This window comes from Alphaproteobacteria bacterium (assembly GCA_033344895.1).
Lineage (GTDB): Bacteria > Pseudomonadota > Alphaproteobacteria > UBA8366 > Aestuariispiraceae > Pacificispira.
Genome location: JAWPMN010000001.1, coordinates 1,441,219 through 1,456,981 on the forward strand (window position 1 = coordinate 1,441,219; position 15,763 = coordinate 1,456,981).

The window sequence follows — 15,763 nt, forward strand, 5'->3', positions numbered from 1 at the left end:
ATGAGACCCATCACGCTTATCCTTCTTGTCGCCGGACTGCTGACCGCCTGCGGTCCCACCCAGACCCGCAGCGATGTGGAACTGCGCCGGGAACCGATCTTCGACACGATCACGGACAGCGCGGAGATTGCACCGGGCCTTGCAGGCGATACAGCGCTGGACCTCCTGCTGGCCCGGAATGACGCCCGCTATGGTGACCGACTGGTGGTGACCGCCCCGGCGGAAACCCGGGAGAGCCTGAGACGGCGTCTTGCCGCGACCGGGGTCCGGGTGCTGCCGGCACCGGAAGGGGAAACCGGTCCGAACAAGCCCTACAGAGCCACCTTCGTGCGGCTGATCGTGACACCACCGAGTTGCGGCGACTGGTCCGACGAAGCGGATTTCGACAACAAACCCGACGCCCATTGGGGATGCTCCCAGACATCGAACCTGGCGCGAATGGTGGCCGATCCCAACGATCTGCTGGCCGGGCGGGAGACCATAGGACCACAAGGCACCGCCGCCGACATTCTGGCGATCCGCGCCTATCGTCAGCGCACCATCAAATGGGTCCCCGATCCGGCTGATGCGGCCACCGTGGGTGATTGAGGAAACGGCCATGGAACACGCACAGACCCGAAAAACAGCCACTCGCCTGCCCGACCGCGTCGTCGCCTATATCGACGACGCCCGGATTTCCGACGGGCTCGCCCGCCTGGCCGACGGTTGCGGCATCGCGATGGCCGAAGTGCTGCCCGGCGGCCTGACCGCCGCGCTGTCCGATGACGCCCCCGCCGCCGAGGTGATCCTTCTGGAAATCGACAACCCGGATGACGCGGTCGAAGCATTGTCCGTCCTGTCGGCACGCTGCACGGCCCGCCTGCTGGCGGTCGGTCGACGGGACGATGTCCGGACCTATCGGCGCCTGCGCGAAGCCGGCGCCTCGGACTATCTGGTCGTCCCGTTGGAAGACGACGACCTGCTGGCCGCACTGCGCGTGCCGGCGAGCCGGCCGGCCCGGGAAAATTCCGACGACGCCGCGGTCGAACCGCGCGTCACGGTCTTCCTGGGCTGCCGCGGCGGTGTCGGTGCGACCACACTGGCGGTTTCCACGGCCTGGTGGGCAGCGGAGAAACTGAACACCCAGACCGCGCTGGTCGACCTGGACCTGATCTTCGGCACGGCCACACTGGCGCTGGACCTGTTGCCCGGACGCGGCCTGCGGGAGGCGCTTGAGCATCCCGAGCGGATCGATCCGCTATTCGTCGGCAGCGCCATGATCAATGCCACCGACAACCTGTTCGTGCTGGGGGCGGAGGAACATCCGGGACTGGAAACCGTCCCGGTGCCGGACGGCCCGGTGCGCCTGATCGAGGCTGTGGCGGAAAGCGTCCCGACCATCCTGGTCGATCTGCCGCGCGGCATGCTGCCCGCCGCCCGCGACCTGATCCGCAGGGCGGACGAGGTGGTTCTGGTCACCGATCTGAGCCTGGGAGGCCTGCGCGATTCGATCCGCCTTCGGACGCTGTGTCGGGAAAGCGCCCCGGACACGGCCGTGACACTGATCGGCACGGTTCCGCCCTCCGGTCCGCCGCCCATCGAAAGGCGGGAATTCGAGCGCGCCTGCGAATGCGCGGTTGACTGGCTTGTACCGTTGGACAGCCGGGCCGCAGCGGCGGCAGCTTCCGACGGCAAACCCGTCGTGTCGAAGCTGAGACCGAAACACGCCTATTCCCGCGCTGTCCGCAACATCGCGGAGCGGGCGGTCCCCGCCAGCCCGACGGATGGCGTCCGCAAGACTGGAGCGAAACGCAAATGGCTCTGGTAGACGACATTGCCAGCCGGGCGGCGCGGCGCCATCCGCACGATGGCGGCCTGCCGGATCTGATGGAACTGCGCGACCGGCTGCAGGATCAGATTCGCGAACTCCTGAATGCCCAGACCGACGCCGGGACCGCCCCTGCGGACCGTCCGGATCAGGCCAATATGGTGCGGGCGCAAGTCGACCGATATCTCGACCAGACCGGTCTGGCGCTGAACGCCCTGCAGCGCCGCAACCTGACGACGGCACTGCTGAACGGGTATCTGGCCGGCAAGACCCCGACATCTGATCCTGCATCGGGTCAGACATCGGCGATGGACATGCCGGCACCGACGGCCCAGCCGGCGCAAAGACCGGCCCCCGCCCGGCGCGACGAACTGACGACCAGCCGCGAAGGCGTGGCGGAGGCGCTGGGGCGGCTGCGGGGGCCTTTCATGGAACGGATCGACCCCGCCGCGGCGGTGAAACTGCCCCGCCCGGAACTGGCCCTGGAGGTCGGACGCATGCTGCCGGAACTCCTGCGGGAACTGGGGCTGCAGTTGAACGGCGCGGAACAGCGCGACGTGGTCACCCAACTGGTCAACGACATGCTGGGGCTGGGGCCGCTGGATCCGTTGCTGGACGACCCGTCGATCACCGACATTCTGGTGAACGGCCCGAAGCAGGTCTATGTCGAACGGCACGGCAAGCTGATCCTGACCGATGTCGCCTTCCGCGACGGCAAGCACCTGCTGTCCATCGCCCAGCGCATCGTCAACCGCATCGGCCGGCGCGTCGATGAAAGTTCGCCGATGTGCGACGCGCGCCTGGAAGACGGCAGCCGCGTCAACATCATCGTGCCGCCCCTGGCCATCGACGGGGCGTCCATCTCGATCCGGAAATTTGCCGAGAAGAAGATCACACTGGAAGTCATGGCGCGGCAGGCGAACCTGTCGGACGCCATGATGCGGGTCCTGCAGATCGCGTCGCGCGCGCGGCTGAACATCCTGATCTCCGGCGGAACCGGGTCCGGCAAGACCACCCTGCTGAATGCGTTGAGCCGGATGATCGATACCGGCGAGCGGGTGGTGACGATCGAGGACGCCGCCGAGCTTCAGTTGCAGCAACCCCATGTCGTGCGCCTGGAAACCCGTCCGCCGAATCTGGAGGGCAAGGGCGAGGTCACCATGCGCGGCCTGGTCAAGAACGCGCTGCGCATGCGACCGGACCGGATCATCCTGGGCGAGGTGCGCGGCGGCGAGGCGCTGGACATGCTGCAGGCCATGAATACCGGTCATGAAGGATCGATGTGCACCCTGCACGCCAACAATCCGCGCGAGGCGCTGACACGCCTGGAAAACATGGTCGGCATGTCCGGGGCGAGCCTGCCGCCCAAAGCGGTACGGACCCAGATCGTCGCCGCCATCGACATGATCGTGCAGGTCAGCCGCATGCGCGACGGCGTACGCCGGGTCACCAGCATCACGGAAGTCGTCGGCATGGAAGGCGACATCATCACGACGCAGGAACTGTTCCGCTATCGTTATGAAGGCGAGGGCGCCGACGGCAAGCTGATCGGCACTTTCGAACCGGCCGGCCTGCGCCCGGCCTTCACCGACAAGGCCGGCTATTACGGTCTGGAACGTCCCTTGCTGGACGCGGTGATCTGACCATGTCGGCGGGCCTCTCCAGCGACTGGTTGGAACTGGGGCTGCTCGGCCTCGCCCTGGTCGCCGGGCTGGCCCTCGGGCTCGCCGTGATGACCGCCCTCGACCGAAGTCGGCGGGCCCGGAACCTTCGCCTGTCCCGCGTCGTGGCCCGCGCCGCGCCGGAATCCCGCGCCGCGGTGGAGGCCGTTCGCCTGACGCGGGACAAGCCGAGTTCCGGCGTCCTGTCCGGTCTGCTGCCGCGCCGCAGCCAGTTGGTGCGCCGCCTGTCCCGCGCCGGATACAAGCCCGATCCCAGGCGCTATATCGCCCTGTCCGTCACGGTCGGATGTGTCGCGGCGGCCGCGTTCTTGTTCTTTGGCATGCCGGTCGGGGTCATACTGCTGGGCGGGCTGGGCGCGGCGCTGCTGCTGCCGCACATGTTCCTGTCGAACCGGATCAGCAGCCGCGAGACCCGTTTCCTGACAAACCTGCCCGAAGGCATCGATATCGTGGTGCGCGGATTGAAGGCCGGCCTGCCGGTCAGCGAGTCGCTGTCCGCCGTCGGCCGGGAGGCGCCGGAACCCGTGGCCGGCATCTTCCGCGAGGTGGTCGACCTCGTGCGCATCGGCCATTCGGTCGAGGACGCCATCGCCAGGGTGTCGGAGAGCATGTCGGTGCCCGAACTGCGCTTTCTGGGGATCACCCTGTCGATCCAGAAGGAAACCGGCGGCAACCTGACCGAAACACTGCAGAACCTGTCGGACATTCTGCGCAAGCGACGCCAGATGAAGCTGAAGATCCGCGCCGTCTCGTCGGAGGCCAGGGCCAGCGCCTATATCATCGGCTCTCTGCCCTTTGCCGTGTCCGCTGCGATCTACATCGTCAATCGCGACTACGTCATGCTGCTGTTCAGCGACCCGCGGGGCCTGATCATGGTCGCCTGCGGCCTGACCAGCATCGCGATCGGCGCGGCGGTGATGATGAAGATGGTCAAGTTCGACATCTGAAGGGGAACAGGCGATGGCCATAGCGGAACAGATCATCGCGGCCGCCACCGGCGAGACCGCCCTTCTGGCCGCCACCGGAACCGCCGCCGCCGCCGGGGTCGCGGCGCTCTGGATCTCCCTGACCGAGCGCGGGCCATCCAACCGGCGCGCCCGGGCGCTCCTGGAACGCCGGGCCGATCTGGGCCGCACCATCAAATCCCCGGAGCGCCGGGGCTTCGCCCCAACGGGGTTGAGCCTTGCCAAGAGCCTGGTGCACCGGTTCCGCCTGATGGGCAGCGCCCAGGCGCAGGAAGCGCAGTTGAAGCTGGAACGCGCGGGCATCCGGTCGCGTGACGCCATTGCCGTCTTTCTGGCCGCGAAGATGATCCTGCCCGCCGTCTTCGGTCTGATCGCCGCCTTTCTGGTCTATGTCCTGCAGATCGCCGGCGATCTGCCGCCCTTGCTGAAGCTGGCCCTGTCCTGCCTGGCGGTCGGTGCGGGCTACATCGCACCGGACACCTATTGCAAGAATCAGTCGGACCGCCGAAAGACCGTTCTGCGCCGTGCCCTGCCGGACGCGCTGGATCTGATGGTGATCTGTACGGAAGCGGGATTGAACCTGGATTCCGCCTTCCAGCGCGTCGCGCGGGAATTCCGATCCGGCTGCCCGGAACTGGCGGACGAGTTCGAACTGACGGCGGTCGAACTGGGTTTCCTGCCGGAGCGCCGCGCGGCGCTGGCCAATCTGGACCGGCGCACCGACCTGCCCGGCGTGTCGGCCCTGACCGGCACGCTGGCCCAGGCGGAACAGTATGGCACGCCGCTGGCCCAGTCGCTGCGTGTCCTGGCGGCGGAGATGCGCGATCAGCGTTTGATGAAGGCGGAGGAAAAGGCAGCGCGCCTGCCCGCCGTGCTGACGGTACCGATGGTGCTCTTCATACTGCCCGCCCTGTTCATCGTCCTGATCGGGCCGGGCATCCTGAAGACCATCGATGCCCTGATCACCCTGTGAGCTATCCCGAATAGACGGTCTGTATCGCCAGGGCCTTCCGGGCGTGGTCGGGCAATGCGCGGACCATGCGCAGGACCGAGAGATTTCGAGTCACGGTCTCTGCCGTCTCGGTTTCACCCATCAGGCGCGCGGCCGCCTGTTCCTGCCCATCCAGGGCATAGGCGATGGCCAACGTACTGCGATAACGGGCATCGCGGTCATGCACCTGCATCAGCCCTTCCAGCAGGGGAACCGCGGCCTGCGTATCGCCTGCCAGCGCCTGGGAAAGCCCCAGATTGTTCATCAGATCCGGATTGTCCGGTGCCTTGGCAAGGCCGGCACGGTAGCGCGCCTGCGCCGCAGCGGGATCACCGGAAAGGTCATGCGCGACCCCCAGTCCGAGATCGGCACGCCAATCATCCGGCGCCCGCGCCAGGGCCTGCTCGAAATAAGGAATGGCCAAGGCCGGCTGACCCAGCCCGACCAGCGCGTTGGCAAGCCCCCGCATGGCGTTGTGGTCGTCGGGCGCCCGGAGCAGCGCGGCGCGGAACGCCTCCGCCGCATCCACATGCGCCCCGGCCGCAGATAGGGTCTCCCCCAGCCGGATCAGTGGCACGGCCTCATCGGGGCCGGCCTCATGGGCGCTGCGATAGAGCGCCGCCGCGCCCGGCAGGTCGCCGCTGACACGCCGGGAATCCCCCGCCTTCATCAGCGCCGGGACCGTCGGCGACCCGGCGGCCATCTTGGCTTCCATATCCGTCACGCATCCGGTCAACAGCCCGAGGCTGAGCGCCACGGCCGTACCGCGCAGATATCCGAACTTTTTCATACCGCGTACCTCCAGCAACCATTCTGGCCACGCAGCATGCATTCCCGTCAACGAATATCGCCCGGGAAGTATTTGGTATTTCAGCTAAAATCTCGGCTATCTGCTACAGATTCGCCAGTCCGGTTTCCAGCCTGTCGAAGGCCTGGGACAGGCGATCCGGCGACAGTGCGAAACACAGCCGGTACCAGCCCTCCGCCCCAGGACCGAACGCGGTACCGGGCGCGATGCCGACCTTCGCTTCCCGGACCAGCCGCTGACAGGTTTCCAGCGTGCGGTCGGCGGTTCCGTCGATCCGGAAGAAGCCATAGAAACTGGCATCCGGCTCCCGGTAGCCGCTGACATGGGGCAGGGTCGGCAGGCGCTGACTGCAGATCGCCCGTCCGGTCCGGCAATGATCGATCATCGTGGCAACAGCGCTCTCCCCCTGCTCGACCGCATGAACGCCGCCACGCTGCAGGAAGGTCGGGACGCAGGAATAGTTGAACTCGATCATGTTCCCCAGCAATTCGCCCAGCTGTGGGGGGTGGGTGATCCAGCCGATGCGCCAGCCGGTCATGGCCCAGCTCTTGGAGAAGCTGTTCACCGACAGGACCGGGTCATCCGGCTCGGCGATTTCCAGAAAGCTGGGCGCGGCGCGGCCGTCATAGACCATGCGGGCATAGACCTCGTCCGACACGATCCAGATTCCCCGCTCCCGGGCGAATTCCAGCAGTTCGCGCATCTGGTCCAGCGGCATGACCCAGCCGGTCGGATTGTTCGGGGTGTTTACGAAAATTGCCCGGGTCCGGTCGTCGCATTGGGCATAGACCTTCTCCAGGTCGAGATGCCAGCCGCGCGCCTCGTCATTGTCCAGGACGGCGTAGCGCGGCTCCCCGGCCAGGGCGCGTACGACCGACTGTGCATTCGGCCAGACCGGGCCGACGATGACGGCGTTGTCACCCGGATCCAGGATGGTCTGGAAGATCATCATGATGGCCGACATGCCCGATTGGGTCACCGACACCCGGTCCGCGCCGATCGGGCGGTCGTACAGATCCGACATGTAGTCGGCCAGCGCCGTCTGGAATTCCGGCAGACCCCGCTTGTGGCCATAGAAGGTTTCCCCGGCATTCAGGGAATTGATCGCGACCTCCCGGATCCGGGTGTCGGTCGAGAGATCGCTTTCGCCATACCACATCGCTATGACCGAAGGGTCCCCCAGGGCCAGCTTGGAGACGGCGAGAATCTGCTGTTCCTCGATACCCGCGACGGCGGGCCGGATGTGGCCGATCGGCATGACGTTATGTTCCCTGAATTGTATCGCGCGCGGGCGCCGGGATGCTGGCCCAGGTCGCCCCGCCTTGCAAGACGTCAGTCGACCATCTCCAGCGCCCGCCGAACGATCCGGCGCGTCTCGTCCCATTCCAGCATGCCATCGACCTCCTCCGCCGCGACCCAGCGCGCTTCATCGGCATCGTCTCCGGCCTGCAGGTACCCTCCGATCGGGCGGGCCACGAAATCAATCAGAGTATAGTGATGGGACAAGGTGCCGTCGGGGAGGGCGTTGAGCGCATCGATCACGTCGATCAGGGCGACAATCTCAACCTCGATTCCGGTTTCCTCCCGCACTTCACGCGCGGCCGCCTGACGGGCCGTCTCGCCCCATTCCTGCCGGCCACCCGGTATCGACCATTGCCCCTTGCGCGGCGCCTTGCCGCGCCGGACCAGTAGAATTTCGGGTCCGTCCGCAGCGTTGCGAATCACGACCGTGCCCACGCCAAGTGTTGGTAGTTTTTCCGGCACCGCGACCTCTCATTGTTTTCTTGCCGTTCTTCAGGCGGAATTTGACGGAAAAAGCTCAATACCCGATTTCTGGGATATTTTTAGTCTTACCTTAACAGCTGTTGACTACTCTTATTTTGCCCGGGATTGCGCGCCTGCCAAATCGGCGCGCTCGGGGCGGGGATATCATGATGTATCGCGATCGGCGTTTTCGCCGAGTTTCGTGGAGCGTCTGGCTCATCACCACAGCGATCGTGTTGCTTCTGGGAAGCCTGATCGCAACCTTCTCCTATCACCAATTCATCTCTCTGACGGAAACCCGCCTAAAGCAGTTGCTGCAGGAAGTCACGCTTGCCACCGACGCCCATCTGAACGGCCATATCGCCGTTGCCCGGCTGGCCGCCGCAACGCAGCTCCGGATTTCCTGCTACGAGCTGTCCGGGGCCGATTGCCGCGCGGTAGCGATCCCAGAGGAAATGCAGGCCGACCCGAAGGGCGGCGGTGCGCTGGCATCCTGCCCCAATCCGGACTGGCATCACAGGACCGCGCGCCTGGGAACGGCCCTGGGCCCGGCGGCGCCGTCCGGCACCGAAGGGGCGCTGCGGGCGGCCCTGACGGTACGGTTCGGCGCCATGGGATCGGCCCGTTTCGGCGGCCTGTGCATCGATGTCGACCAGATCCTGGGCTGGTGGCGCAATGCGGACTGGCCCGCGGGCGCCGAGGTCTCCATGGTCCGGGACAATGGCGATGTCTGGATGTCGATCGGCCCGAATACCGGCCTGCAAACCCGCCTGAGCGACGCTGTCGCCGGCCGGCTGGAGCGGGCCGGAATCATGGTCACGCGGGACATGGACGGGCGGGCGCCTTCCATGGTCATTGCCTGGAACCGGTCCCGGGTTGCCGATCTGACGCTGGTGGCCGGTTTCTCGTCCGAGGCCGGATTGGCGGCCTGGGTGAACCGGTCCCGGCCGCTGCTGATCGCCCTTGCGCTGTCCGTCCTGGTCTTCCCGCTGCCTCTGGCGCTGGTCTATGGGCGGCTCGCCCGGATCAATCGCGAGATCCGGCGTCATGCCCAACGCATGAACCTTGCGGTCGACAGCGGCGCGATCGGGGTCTGGGAATACGATCCCAAAACCCATGGTCTGGACTGGAACGATCAGATGTTCCGGATTTTCGGCGTCGATCCCGAAACATTCGGCAACCATATCGACGACTGGCGCGCGGTCTGTCATCCCGAAGACGTACAGCCGACGGAAGCCGCGCTCAATCTCAGTATCGAAAACGGCACGCGCTTCCAGCGGTTGTTCCGCATCCGGCGCGGCAATGACGGCGCGCCGCGATGGATTCAGGCCTATGCCGAGCCAAGCCGGGACGATTCCGGCGCCGTGGCGTCCGTCATCGGTCTGAACTGGGACGTGACCCGCGACATCGAAAACAAGGCCGAACTGGGTCGCCGTCTGGCCGAGGCAAAGGAAGCCAACGCCGCGAAGGACCGGTTCCTCGCCACCCTCAGCCACGAATTGCGCACGCCGCTGAACGCGATCATCGGCTTCACCGATCTGATGCGCAGCAATGTCGTCCGCCTGACGGCGGAAAAGCGCGATCAGTATCTGGAGGATGTCCACTACAGCGCCCGGCATCTGCTGGACCTGATCAACGACATGCTGGATCTGGCGCGGATCAACAACGATGCCCTGGACCTGGCCAGCCTGCCGGTGGATCTGGGCGATGCGATCGAAACCCTGCCCAGCCTGACCGGCGCCCGAACCGGGAAAGGGGGCCCCGGGCCCCGCCTGGTCTGGGACGTGCCGGAACCGGCGCCGGTGGTGGTCGGCGACGAACGGGCGATCCAGCAGATCCTGATCAACATCGTCGGCAACGCGCTGAAGTTCACGCCGCCGGACGGCCGCGTCACGGTCACGACCGCGCCGGCCGCCGACGGCATGATCGCCATTTCGGTCAAGGATACCGGCATCGGCATCCCGCCGGACCGCCTGCCGCTGCTGGGCGAGCCCTTCGCCAAGGGCGACGCGGTCTATCAGGCCAACGAAGAAGGCGTCGGCCTCGGCCTCGCCATCACCAAGCGCCTCGCCGAGGCCATGGGCGGCCGCATCGCCTTCGAAAGCCAGATGGGCAAGGGCACCAGGGTCACCGTCACCCTGCCCGGCGCAACCCCGGTAGAGCCGACAGCGGCGGAGTAAATCCGCCGACCACAAACACCGTGACGTGCCTCAGAAACGACGAAACCCCCCGGTTTCCCGGAGGGTTTCGATGGTGGAGCCAAGCGGGATCGAACCGCTGACCTCTACACTGCCAGCCGCTCAGAACAGCCCCTCAAAGAGCGACTTGGACCGCAAGTAACGACAACCGGCAACACCGGATTTCCGCACCTTACAACATGCCACGACAGCCAATCGGGACCGCGGTCCCGAAACGCGGCCGTGCGGCGCGCCTCCGAAACGGGAGGCCGCGACCATGGTTGATCGGCTGACCAGCGAAGACTTCTCCCTCGAAATCGAAGAACACGGCAACGGCTGCCGCCTGTCCCTGGTCATGTCCTGGGAGGCCCTGGAAAGCCTGTTGTCGACCGTCGCCTTACGGATCGATCCGCGATTGGCCGCGACGCGCGAAGAGCAGGGCCGGCGGCGGGAAATGGAAGCCAAGGCTGCGGCGAAGCGCACCGAGAACCTGAAACTCGGCTGCGCGATCCTGGCGGAAGTGGACCGCCTCAAATTCGAGGGCCTGCCCGCGAATGTGGTCTGGTCTCGCGTCGCCTCGGAGCGAGGCCTGACCGCACCTGTCGCCCGCGCCCTCGGCCGGATCGCCAAGGCCGATTACCTGCGCGGCCGCGACCGTGAAATTCTCCGCCTCCATGGCATAGGCTACTCGCTCCGCCAGATCGAGACATGCACCGGCGTTTCCAGATCGACGGTTGCCAACCGGCTCAAAAAGCTGATCCCCGCTCCAGGCGACGGAGGGGAGTCCAGACCCTCCTCGGGAGACCGCGCCGCCAAGGCGCGGCGGGAGGGTCTTGACGCCCCGGAGACGCCCCCACCGTCGCCACAGGGGTCAGGAAGTGAAGGGAGCGGCAACGCCGCCCCTTCTCTGCCTGTACCCCTGCCCGTCGGCGAGACGCGGGGGTGTGGGGGCAAGGCCCCCGCTTCCCCCTCTGGCGAGTGCTGCGACAAAGGCAGCGTGTCATGACTTCCAAATTTTTAGAGCGCGAAATCAAATTCAGAGCGGGACACTCAATAAGACCTCTTATTGAGAAACTCCCTATACCAATCCCCGTCACCCGTCTTATCCAAACTACTTTGAATAACGTTGCTTATTTTACCTTGAAGTCGCCTAGCATTATCTTCCATCGCGTCGATCATAGAGACGCCTTTTTCGCGCAACTCATCAGGTATGCTTCCTGTAATCACATCATTCATTACAAAAGCGTCTTCCACAAGAGCGCCAATACGGATTTGTATTTCTGGCTCTTGTGTTTTGATGACATCTCTATCTCTAAGTATTTCGGGGATTTTGAAACTTGTTCCGTCCCCCCCCTGTTCGGCGCGTTTTTTGTTAAAGGTAATTTCCCGGTAGAGTTCCGCGACCGCCACACGAATTCCACAAGCGTCGGCGGTCTCTGCAATTTGCTCGTCCCGAAGTTCCCTTGTCCGACGGGCTTCAAGCGGTGCCAAAGTCGTCCAAGCAACGGTAGCGGCTGTAAAGATTGCCGCAAACGCACCGTAAAGCCCTCCGATCAAAGTTTGATATCGGTCAACGGCTGCGTCGAACGTCGCGGAGAATTGCCCCAGCAGGAGCAGGGAAACGAAGCCAGCAGCTGCCACGGCAAAGACCGCAAGAACAGAGAAGACGGCAATCAAGGACTTCCAACGCATGATGTGAGTGCTCTTTGGGATCAGGAGATGAGCCATGGCTTCATCGCTTGATTGTCTCGCAAGCGGCGTTTTGCCGTCAACGGCCTTTTGTCCACGTAGAGGGAGTCCCCAAGCTCTTCCCACTCCCAAAGCGATCACTAGTCGGGACGACTACGGTTGGAACGCCGGCCCGAAGGAAATCACCGCAAAGGAAATCGGTGAAGCGATGATCGGCCGCGAGGTCGCTCGCGATACCTTCCTCGATGGGCAGCGCCGCGAACGGCTTCTGAAAGAGCAGACCGAAGACCTGATCGCACGTCTGGAGCGCGTCGGGATCGATGGCCGCACCTATGGCCGCCAGACGGCGATTGTTGGCCTGGTCACGGGCCAGGCCGTCCGCGTCCATCCCTTCCGAAACTGCAACATGTTGCCGGCACCGCAGTCGCGGAACGTCCACGACATGCTGAAAAGCGTCCGCTACCTGTTCGACGTGACGAAGCGCGGCCGGCTGCGGATGCTGGTCGTATCCGGCGGGTGGGTGCCGCTGCGCCGCTATCGCGCATGCCACAAGGCGCATACCCGCCTCATGTCGAAATTCGCCGCGCATCCGAAGCTGAAAGGCCTCGGGATCGACGTTGAGTTCTACAACGTCGAGAACACCATTCAGCGGGATGACGACGACACGGCGATGCTGAACCTGCATAGCCATGTCTTGTTCAAATGCCGGCGTCACCTGGGCGCGAAACGCTGGCGGGAGTTCCTGGACTTCGCCCGGGGATACTTCCCCAAGGGCTACGTCCATGACAGCCCGGTCCAGAAGCCGGCGGAAGTGGTCAAATACGTCTTCAAGCCCCAGGAGTTCGAGGCACTGACCGACGAAGAGTTGGGCGAACTGTTCCTCCAGATCGCTGGTGGCCGGCCAAAAATCGATCCGGAGACGGGCGAGGTCGCAATGCGGATCGGCCCGGATGGTGAGCTGACCGAAATTCGGGAACGCGGCCTGAAGTTCTTCCACCCTCTCGGATCACTGCGCATCTTCCGCCGGAAGCTTCGGGAGAACCGTCAGAAGCTTGTCCTGGTGCCCACGGTCGACGACCGGTGGATATGGCGCGTGACGGAGCGCAAGGACGCCCAGGAGCGCCCGGAGCCGTCAGACAGCCTGCCGGAAGACAACCGGGTCCTGGCGATCACCCGCCCCATGCCGAAATTCACCCGGCGCATGGAGCCGTGCCTGATCGTCCAGAACTATGACGGCGACTTTGAAGACCTGATCCGCCGGAACCGCCTCCAGGACACCGTAACGGACGCCCGGGCCATATTCCGGACCCGCGTCGACACCGACCGGCGCGCCGCCGAAGGCGACGCCCCTATGAGGCACACTACAACGACAACTGTCCCGGAGAGGGACCGACCACCGGACCCAAATCCGTCCACGGGAGATCCGGACGGATGGGACTTCGGACAATCAGACCTGGATTCGCGAACACAAGGCCCCGGGAACTTCCCCGGGACCGCAGAAACGTGCCCGGGAATGAGCCCGGGACCGTACCCGGGAATGTCCCGGGGCAACTCCTCCGTATCCCTTAACTAAGGGTCGGGGAACCACCGGGGAAAGCGTTTCCCCTACGTACGTATACGTAACGGAAAGGAAAATTCACCATGACCGATATCGACACCCTGACGCCGGAGACGATCGGCAAGCGCATCAAGGATGCCCGGGACAGCGCCGGACTTTCTCGGGCGCGTCTCGGCGACCTGACCAAAATCAGCCCGCGCGTGATCGAGAAGATCGAGGCCGGCACACAGGAGGCTTCCGCAACGCGGCTCCGCGCCCTGTGTTCTGCCTTGAAAATCGATCCGGCCGAATTCCTGGGTACTGGCAAACCGGCCTCTGCCCAGACCGCCGAGGGGCACGACTTGCTGGCGTTCGATCCGATGGACCGCGCGTCGCTGATCCTGGAAGAAATCGACGGCCTGCGGTCGGATGGCTTCGAAGGGAGCGCGCGGAAGGCCATGGCACTGGCGACGATGGCGAAGGATGCCTTGTCGCATCTGGAACCGGAGGATTTGAACAGGCTCGCTCGCCTGCGCGGACTTGCCCGGCACGACACGGTGGACGGCCTGACAATCCTGGACCTCTTCGACGCAGACCCGTGCAAAGGTCACGATTACTGCGGATTTATCGAAGACCGGATCGTCGACACGGCTGTTATCGGTCTGGACCTTTTCGCCCTGGACGAAGCCCAGGCGCATGCTCTGGCCGGGGAACTGGCAGAAATGGACCGTCTGGAGCGTCCCGGCCTTCTCAGCGACTGGCCGGAAATGGAAAGGCTCTATCCGGGTATCCAGCCGATCATTCGGCGTATCGTGACGGCGGGAAAGACCCTCAAGCACCTGACGGACGATCCGCCGTTCTAAGCTGTGGGTTCAATAACTGGCGGCGCCGAGACACAAGATGTGGCGGTGCCGCCAGTTACTCGACTAGATACAGACTTTTCTATTGCCCTATATGGTGAAATGGGACTATGTTTGTCCCATTATGAGCGACACTGACGTCTTCTACTATCACTATCGTGGCCTCGGCGGCATGCTGGAAAGAGAGCGGCTTTCTAGAAAGTTATCTCGGGCCAAATTGGCTGAACTAGCCGGCGTTAACCCGAATTCCCTGGCAAAATGGGAAAAGGCTGGCCTGGAGGATGGAAAGTACCCTCCGCTTCCGAAATTGACCCGACTTTGCAAAATTTTGGATATCGACCCTCGGGACGTTTTTGAGGTCGTCTATCGCGAAAGCGAGAAACAAGCACCGACTGACATTGATCCTGAAACAGGTATCGCTTTCGAGGATCCCGACGCTTTCAGCTTCAAACGCCATTTCCAAGAAAAAGGTGCCGAGCGAGACTATGGATATCTCCATGGCAAGCTTGGATTGATCGAACACTATCTGGAGCAACTTTTCGAGAAAGTCGAGAAGGTCGACACGCGCCTTGGCGTTGTCACGGACCACAAAGAAAACGGCCCGGATCGCGATGATCCGGGCCGCCCTTCGCAAAACCCCTCAGCGGCTGTTAGCGCAGCCTCTGACCAACCAAAAGAGGAGGATCAGACGTGAGTGATTTGTCCGAGGGAGAATATACACCCCCCTTCGAAATTCCACAACAAACCGGGCAACGTGTTCGGCGCGGCTATCTTAGCGTGGCGCAAGTCGCGACGATTGTCGGCGTCTGTGAGGAAACTGTCCTGCGGCGCATCCGCCAAGGTGTGCTGCCGGCAATCCGTTTCGGGAGATCAGGCCGAAGTCCGTATCGAATCAAGATATCGGACTTAGCTGAGACCCTGGAGGAAGGAACATGCCACGGCCCCGCCAACCGCCCCGGCTGCACCGCCGGCCCGGAAAGCGGTTCTGGTACGTCATCGACGGCCCGCACCGCTACTCGACTGAAACGGAAGATCGCCAGGAGGCGGAACGATGGCTAGCCGACTATGTGTCCGGCTTGTCCAAGCCGCCGCCCGATCCGACGATACTGGACCTGTTCAACTGGCGTCGACGCCTTGCAGACGCCGCCGGACAGGCCCGGGCGCGTTCGGTCATGCAGGGCTATCACAAGATGCTGGAGGAGCACTTCGGTGCCCTCCGACCGGAACAAATTACGCCGGAGCAGGTCGCGCGGTATGTGCAGTACCGGCAATCCATCGGCCGGCAGGGACGGCACGAGTTGATCGAACTCCGCTCGACGTTGAATGCGGCCGCGAAGGCGGAGCTGATCGCGAAGGCCCCATCGATCAGAATTCCGGCCGGGGGACGGCCCCGGGACGTGTTCCTGACGCGGGACGAATTCCGCCGGTTGCTGACGGTCGAAATGCCCCGGCATACATGGCTGTTCATCCTGATCGCCGGCAG

At 64.2% G+C, this 15,763-nt stretch carries 15 protein-coding genes; 11 read left to right on the forward strand and 4 right to left on the reverse strand.

Going from position 1 to position 15,763, the window contains the following annotated elements; all coding sequences use genetic code 11:
• From R8L07_07035 to R8L07_07055, 5 genes are read left to right on the forward strand one after another with little or no spacing between them, the layout of a single operon-like run.
• Entirely contained in the window at positions 1-588 is a 588-nt protein-coding gene (locus R8L07_07035; GenBank protein MDW3205284.1) for a CpaD family pilus assembly lipoprotein, read from the forward strand.
• Between the two features lie 10 nt (positions 589-598).
• Positions 599-1,807, forward strand: coding sequence for a hypothetical protein (locus R8L07_07040; protein MDW3205285.1), 1,209 nt, complete (start codon positions 599-601; stop codon positions 1,805-1,807).
• Positions 1,795-3,450: a CpaF family protein gene (locus R8L07_07045; GenBank protein MDW3205286.1), complete on the forward strand. Its 1,656-nt coding sequence runs from the start codon at positions 1,795-1,797 to the stop codon at positions 3,448-3,450. The genes R8L07_07040 and R8L07_07045 overlap by 13 nt, the downstream gene beginning before the upstream one ends.
• Before the next feature lie 2 nt (positions 3,451-3,452).
• Positions 3,453-4,436, forward strand: a complete 984-nt coding sequence (locus R8L07_07050; GenBank protein ID MDW3205287.1) for a type II secretion system F family protein — start codon at positions 3,453-3,455, stop codon at positions 4,434-4,436.
• Positions 4,437-4,449: 13 nt separating this feature from the next.
• Positions 4,450-5,427 (forward strand): type II secretion system F family protein, encoded by a 978-nt coding sequence (locus tag R8L07_07055; protein MDW3205288.1) that lies wholly within the window; start codon positions 4,450-4,452, stop codon positions 5,425-5,427.
• Position 5,428: 1 nt separating this feature from the next.
• Here R8L07_07055 and R8L07_07060 read toward each other — a convergent pair whose 3' ends face one another.
• From R8L07_07060 to R8L07_07070, 3 genes are all read right to left on the reverse strand, one after another.
• On the reverse strand, positions 5,429-6,235 hold the full coding sequence (locus tag R8L07_07060; protein MDW3205289.1) for a tetratricopeptide repeat protein: 807 nt from the start codon (positions 6,233-6,235) through the stop codon (positions 5,429-5,431).
• Between the two features lie 103 nt (positions 6,236-6,338).
• Positions 6,339-7,511 (reverse strand): pyridoxal phosphate-dependent aminotransferase, encoded by a 1,173-nt coding sequence (locus tag R8L07_07065; GenBank protein ID MDW3205290.1) that lies wholly within the window; start codon positions 7,509-7,511, stop codon positions 6,339-6,341.
• Positions 7,512-7,585: 74 nt separating this feature from the next.
• A complete protein-coding gene (locus R8L07_07070) occupies positions 7,586-8,017 on the reverse strand; it encodes an NUDIX hydrolase (protein ID MDW3205291.1) in 432 nt (143 codons plus the stop codon).
• Between the two features lie 167 nt (positions 8,018-8,184).
• On the opposite strand from R8L07_07070, the gene R8L07_07075 reads away from it, so the two are divergent.
• Both R8L07_07075 and R8L07_07080 read left to right on the forward strand, forming a co-directional pair.
• The gene (locus tag R8L07_07075; protein MDW3205292.1) at positions 8,185-10,197 is read left to right on the forward strand and encodes an ATP-binding protein; all 2,013 of its coding nucleotides are present in this window, start codon (positions 8,185-8,187) and stop codon (positions 10,195-10,197) included.
• 274 nt (positions 10,198-10,471) lie between these two features.
• Entirely contained in the window at positions 10,472-11,200 is a 729-nt protein-coding gene (locus tag R8L07_07080; GenBank protein MDW3205293.1) for a hypothetical protein, read from the forward strand.
• Between the two features lie 44 nt (positions 11,201-11,244).
• Here R8L07_07080 and R8L07_07085 read toward each other — a convergent pair whose 3' ends face one another.
• A complete protein-coding gene (locus R8L07_07085) occupies positions 11,245-11,922 on the reverse strand; it encodes a hypothetical protein (GenBank protein ID MDW3205294.1) in 678 nt (225 codons plus the stop codon).
• 169 nt (positions 11,923-12,091) lie between these two features.
• On the opposite strand from R8L07_07085, the gene R8L07_07090 reads away from it, so the two are divergent.
• The 4 genes from R8L07_07090 (at position 12,092) to R8L07_07105 (ending at position 15,339) form a co-directional block, all read left to right on the forward strand.
• A complete protein-coding gene (locus R8L07_07090) occupies positions 12,092-13,456 on the forward strand; it encodes a hypothetical protein (GenBank protein ID MDW3205295.1) in 1,365 nt (454 codons plus the stop codon).
• A 68-nt stretch (positions 13,457-13,524) separates the two neighbouring features.
• Positions 13,525-14,283, forward strand: coding sequence for a helix-turn-helix transcriptional regulator (locus R8L07_07095; GenBank protein MDW3205296.1), 759 nt, complete (start codon positions 13,525-13,527; stop codon positions 14,281-14,283).
• A 121-nt stretch (positions 14,284-14,404) separates the two neighbouring features.
• Positions 14,405-14,974 carry a helix-turn-helix transcriptional regulator gene (locus R8L07_07100; protein ID MDW3205297.1) on the forward strand — a complete coding sequence of 190 codons (570 nt, stop codon included), beginning with the start codon at positions 14,405-14,407 and terminating at the stop codon, positions 14,972-14,974.
• 83 nt (positions 14,975-15,057) lie between these two features.
• Positions 15,058-15,339, forward strand: coding sequence for a helix-turn-helix domain-containing protein (locus R8L07_07105; protein MDW3205298.1), 282 nt, complete (start codon positions 15,058-15,060; stop codon positions 15,337-15,339).
• The last annotated feature ends 424 nt before the right edge of the window (positions 15,340-15,763 follow it).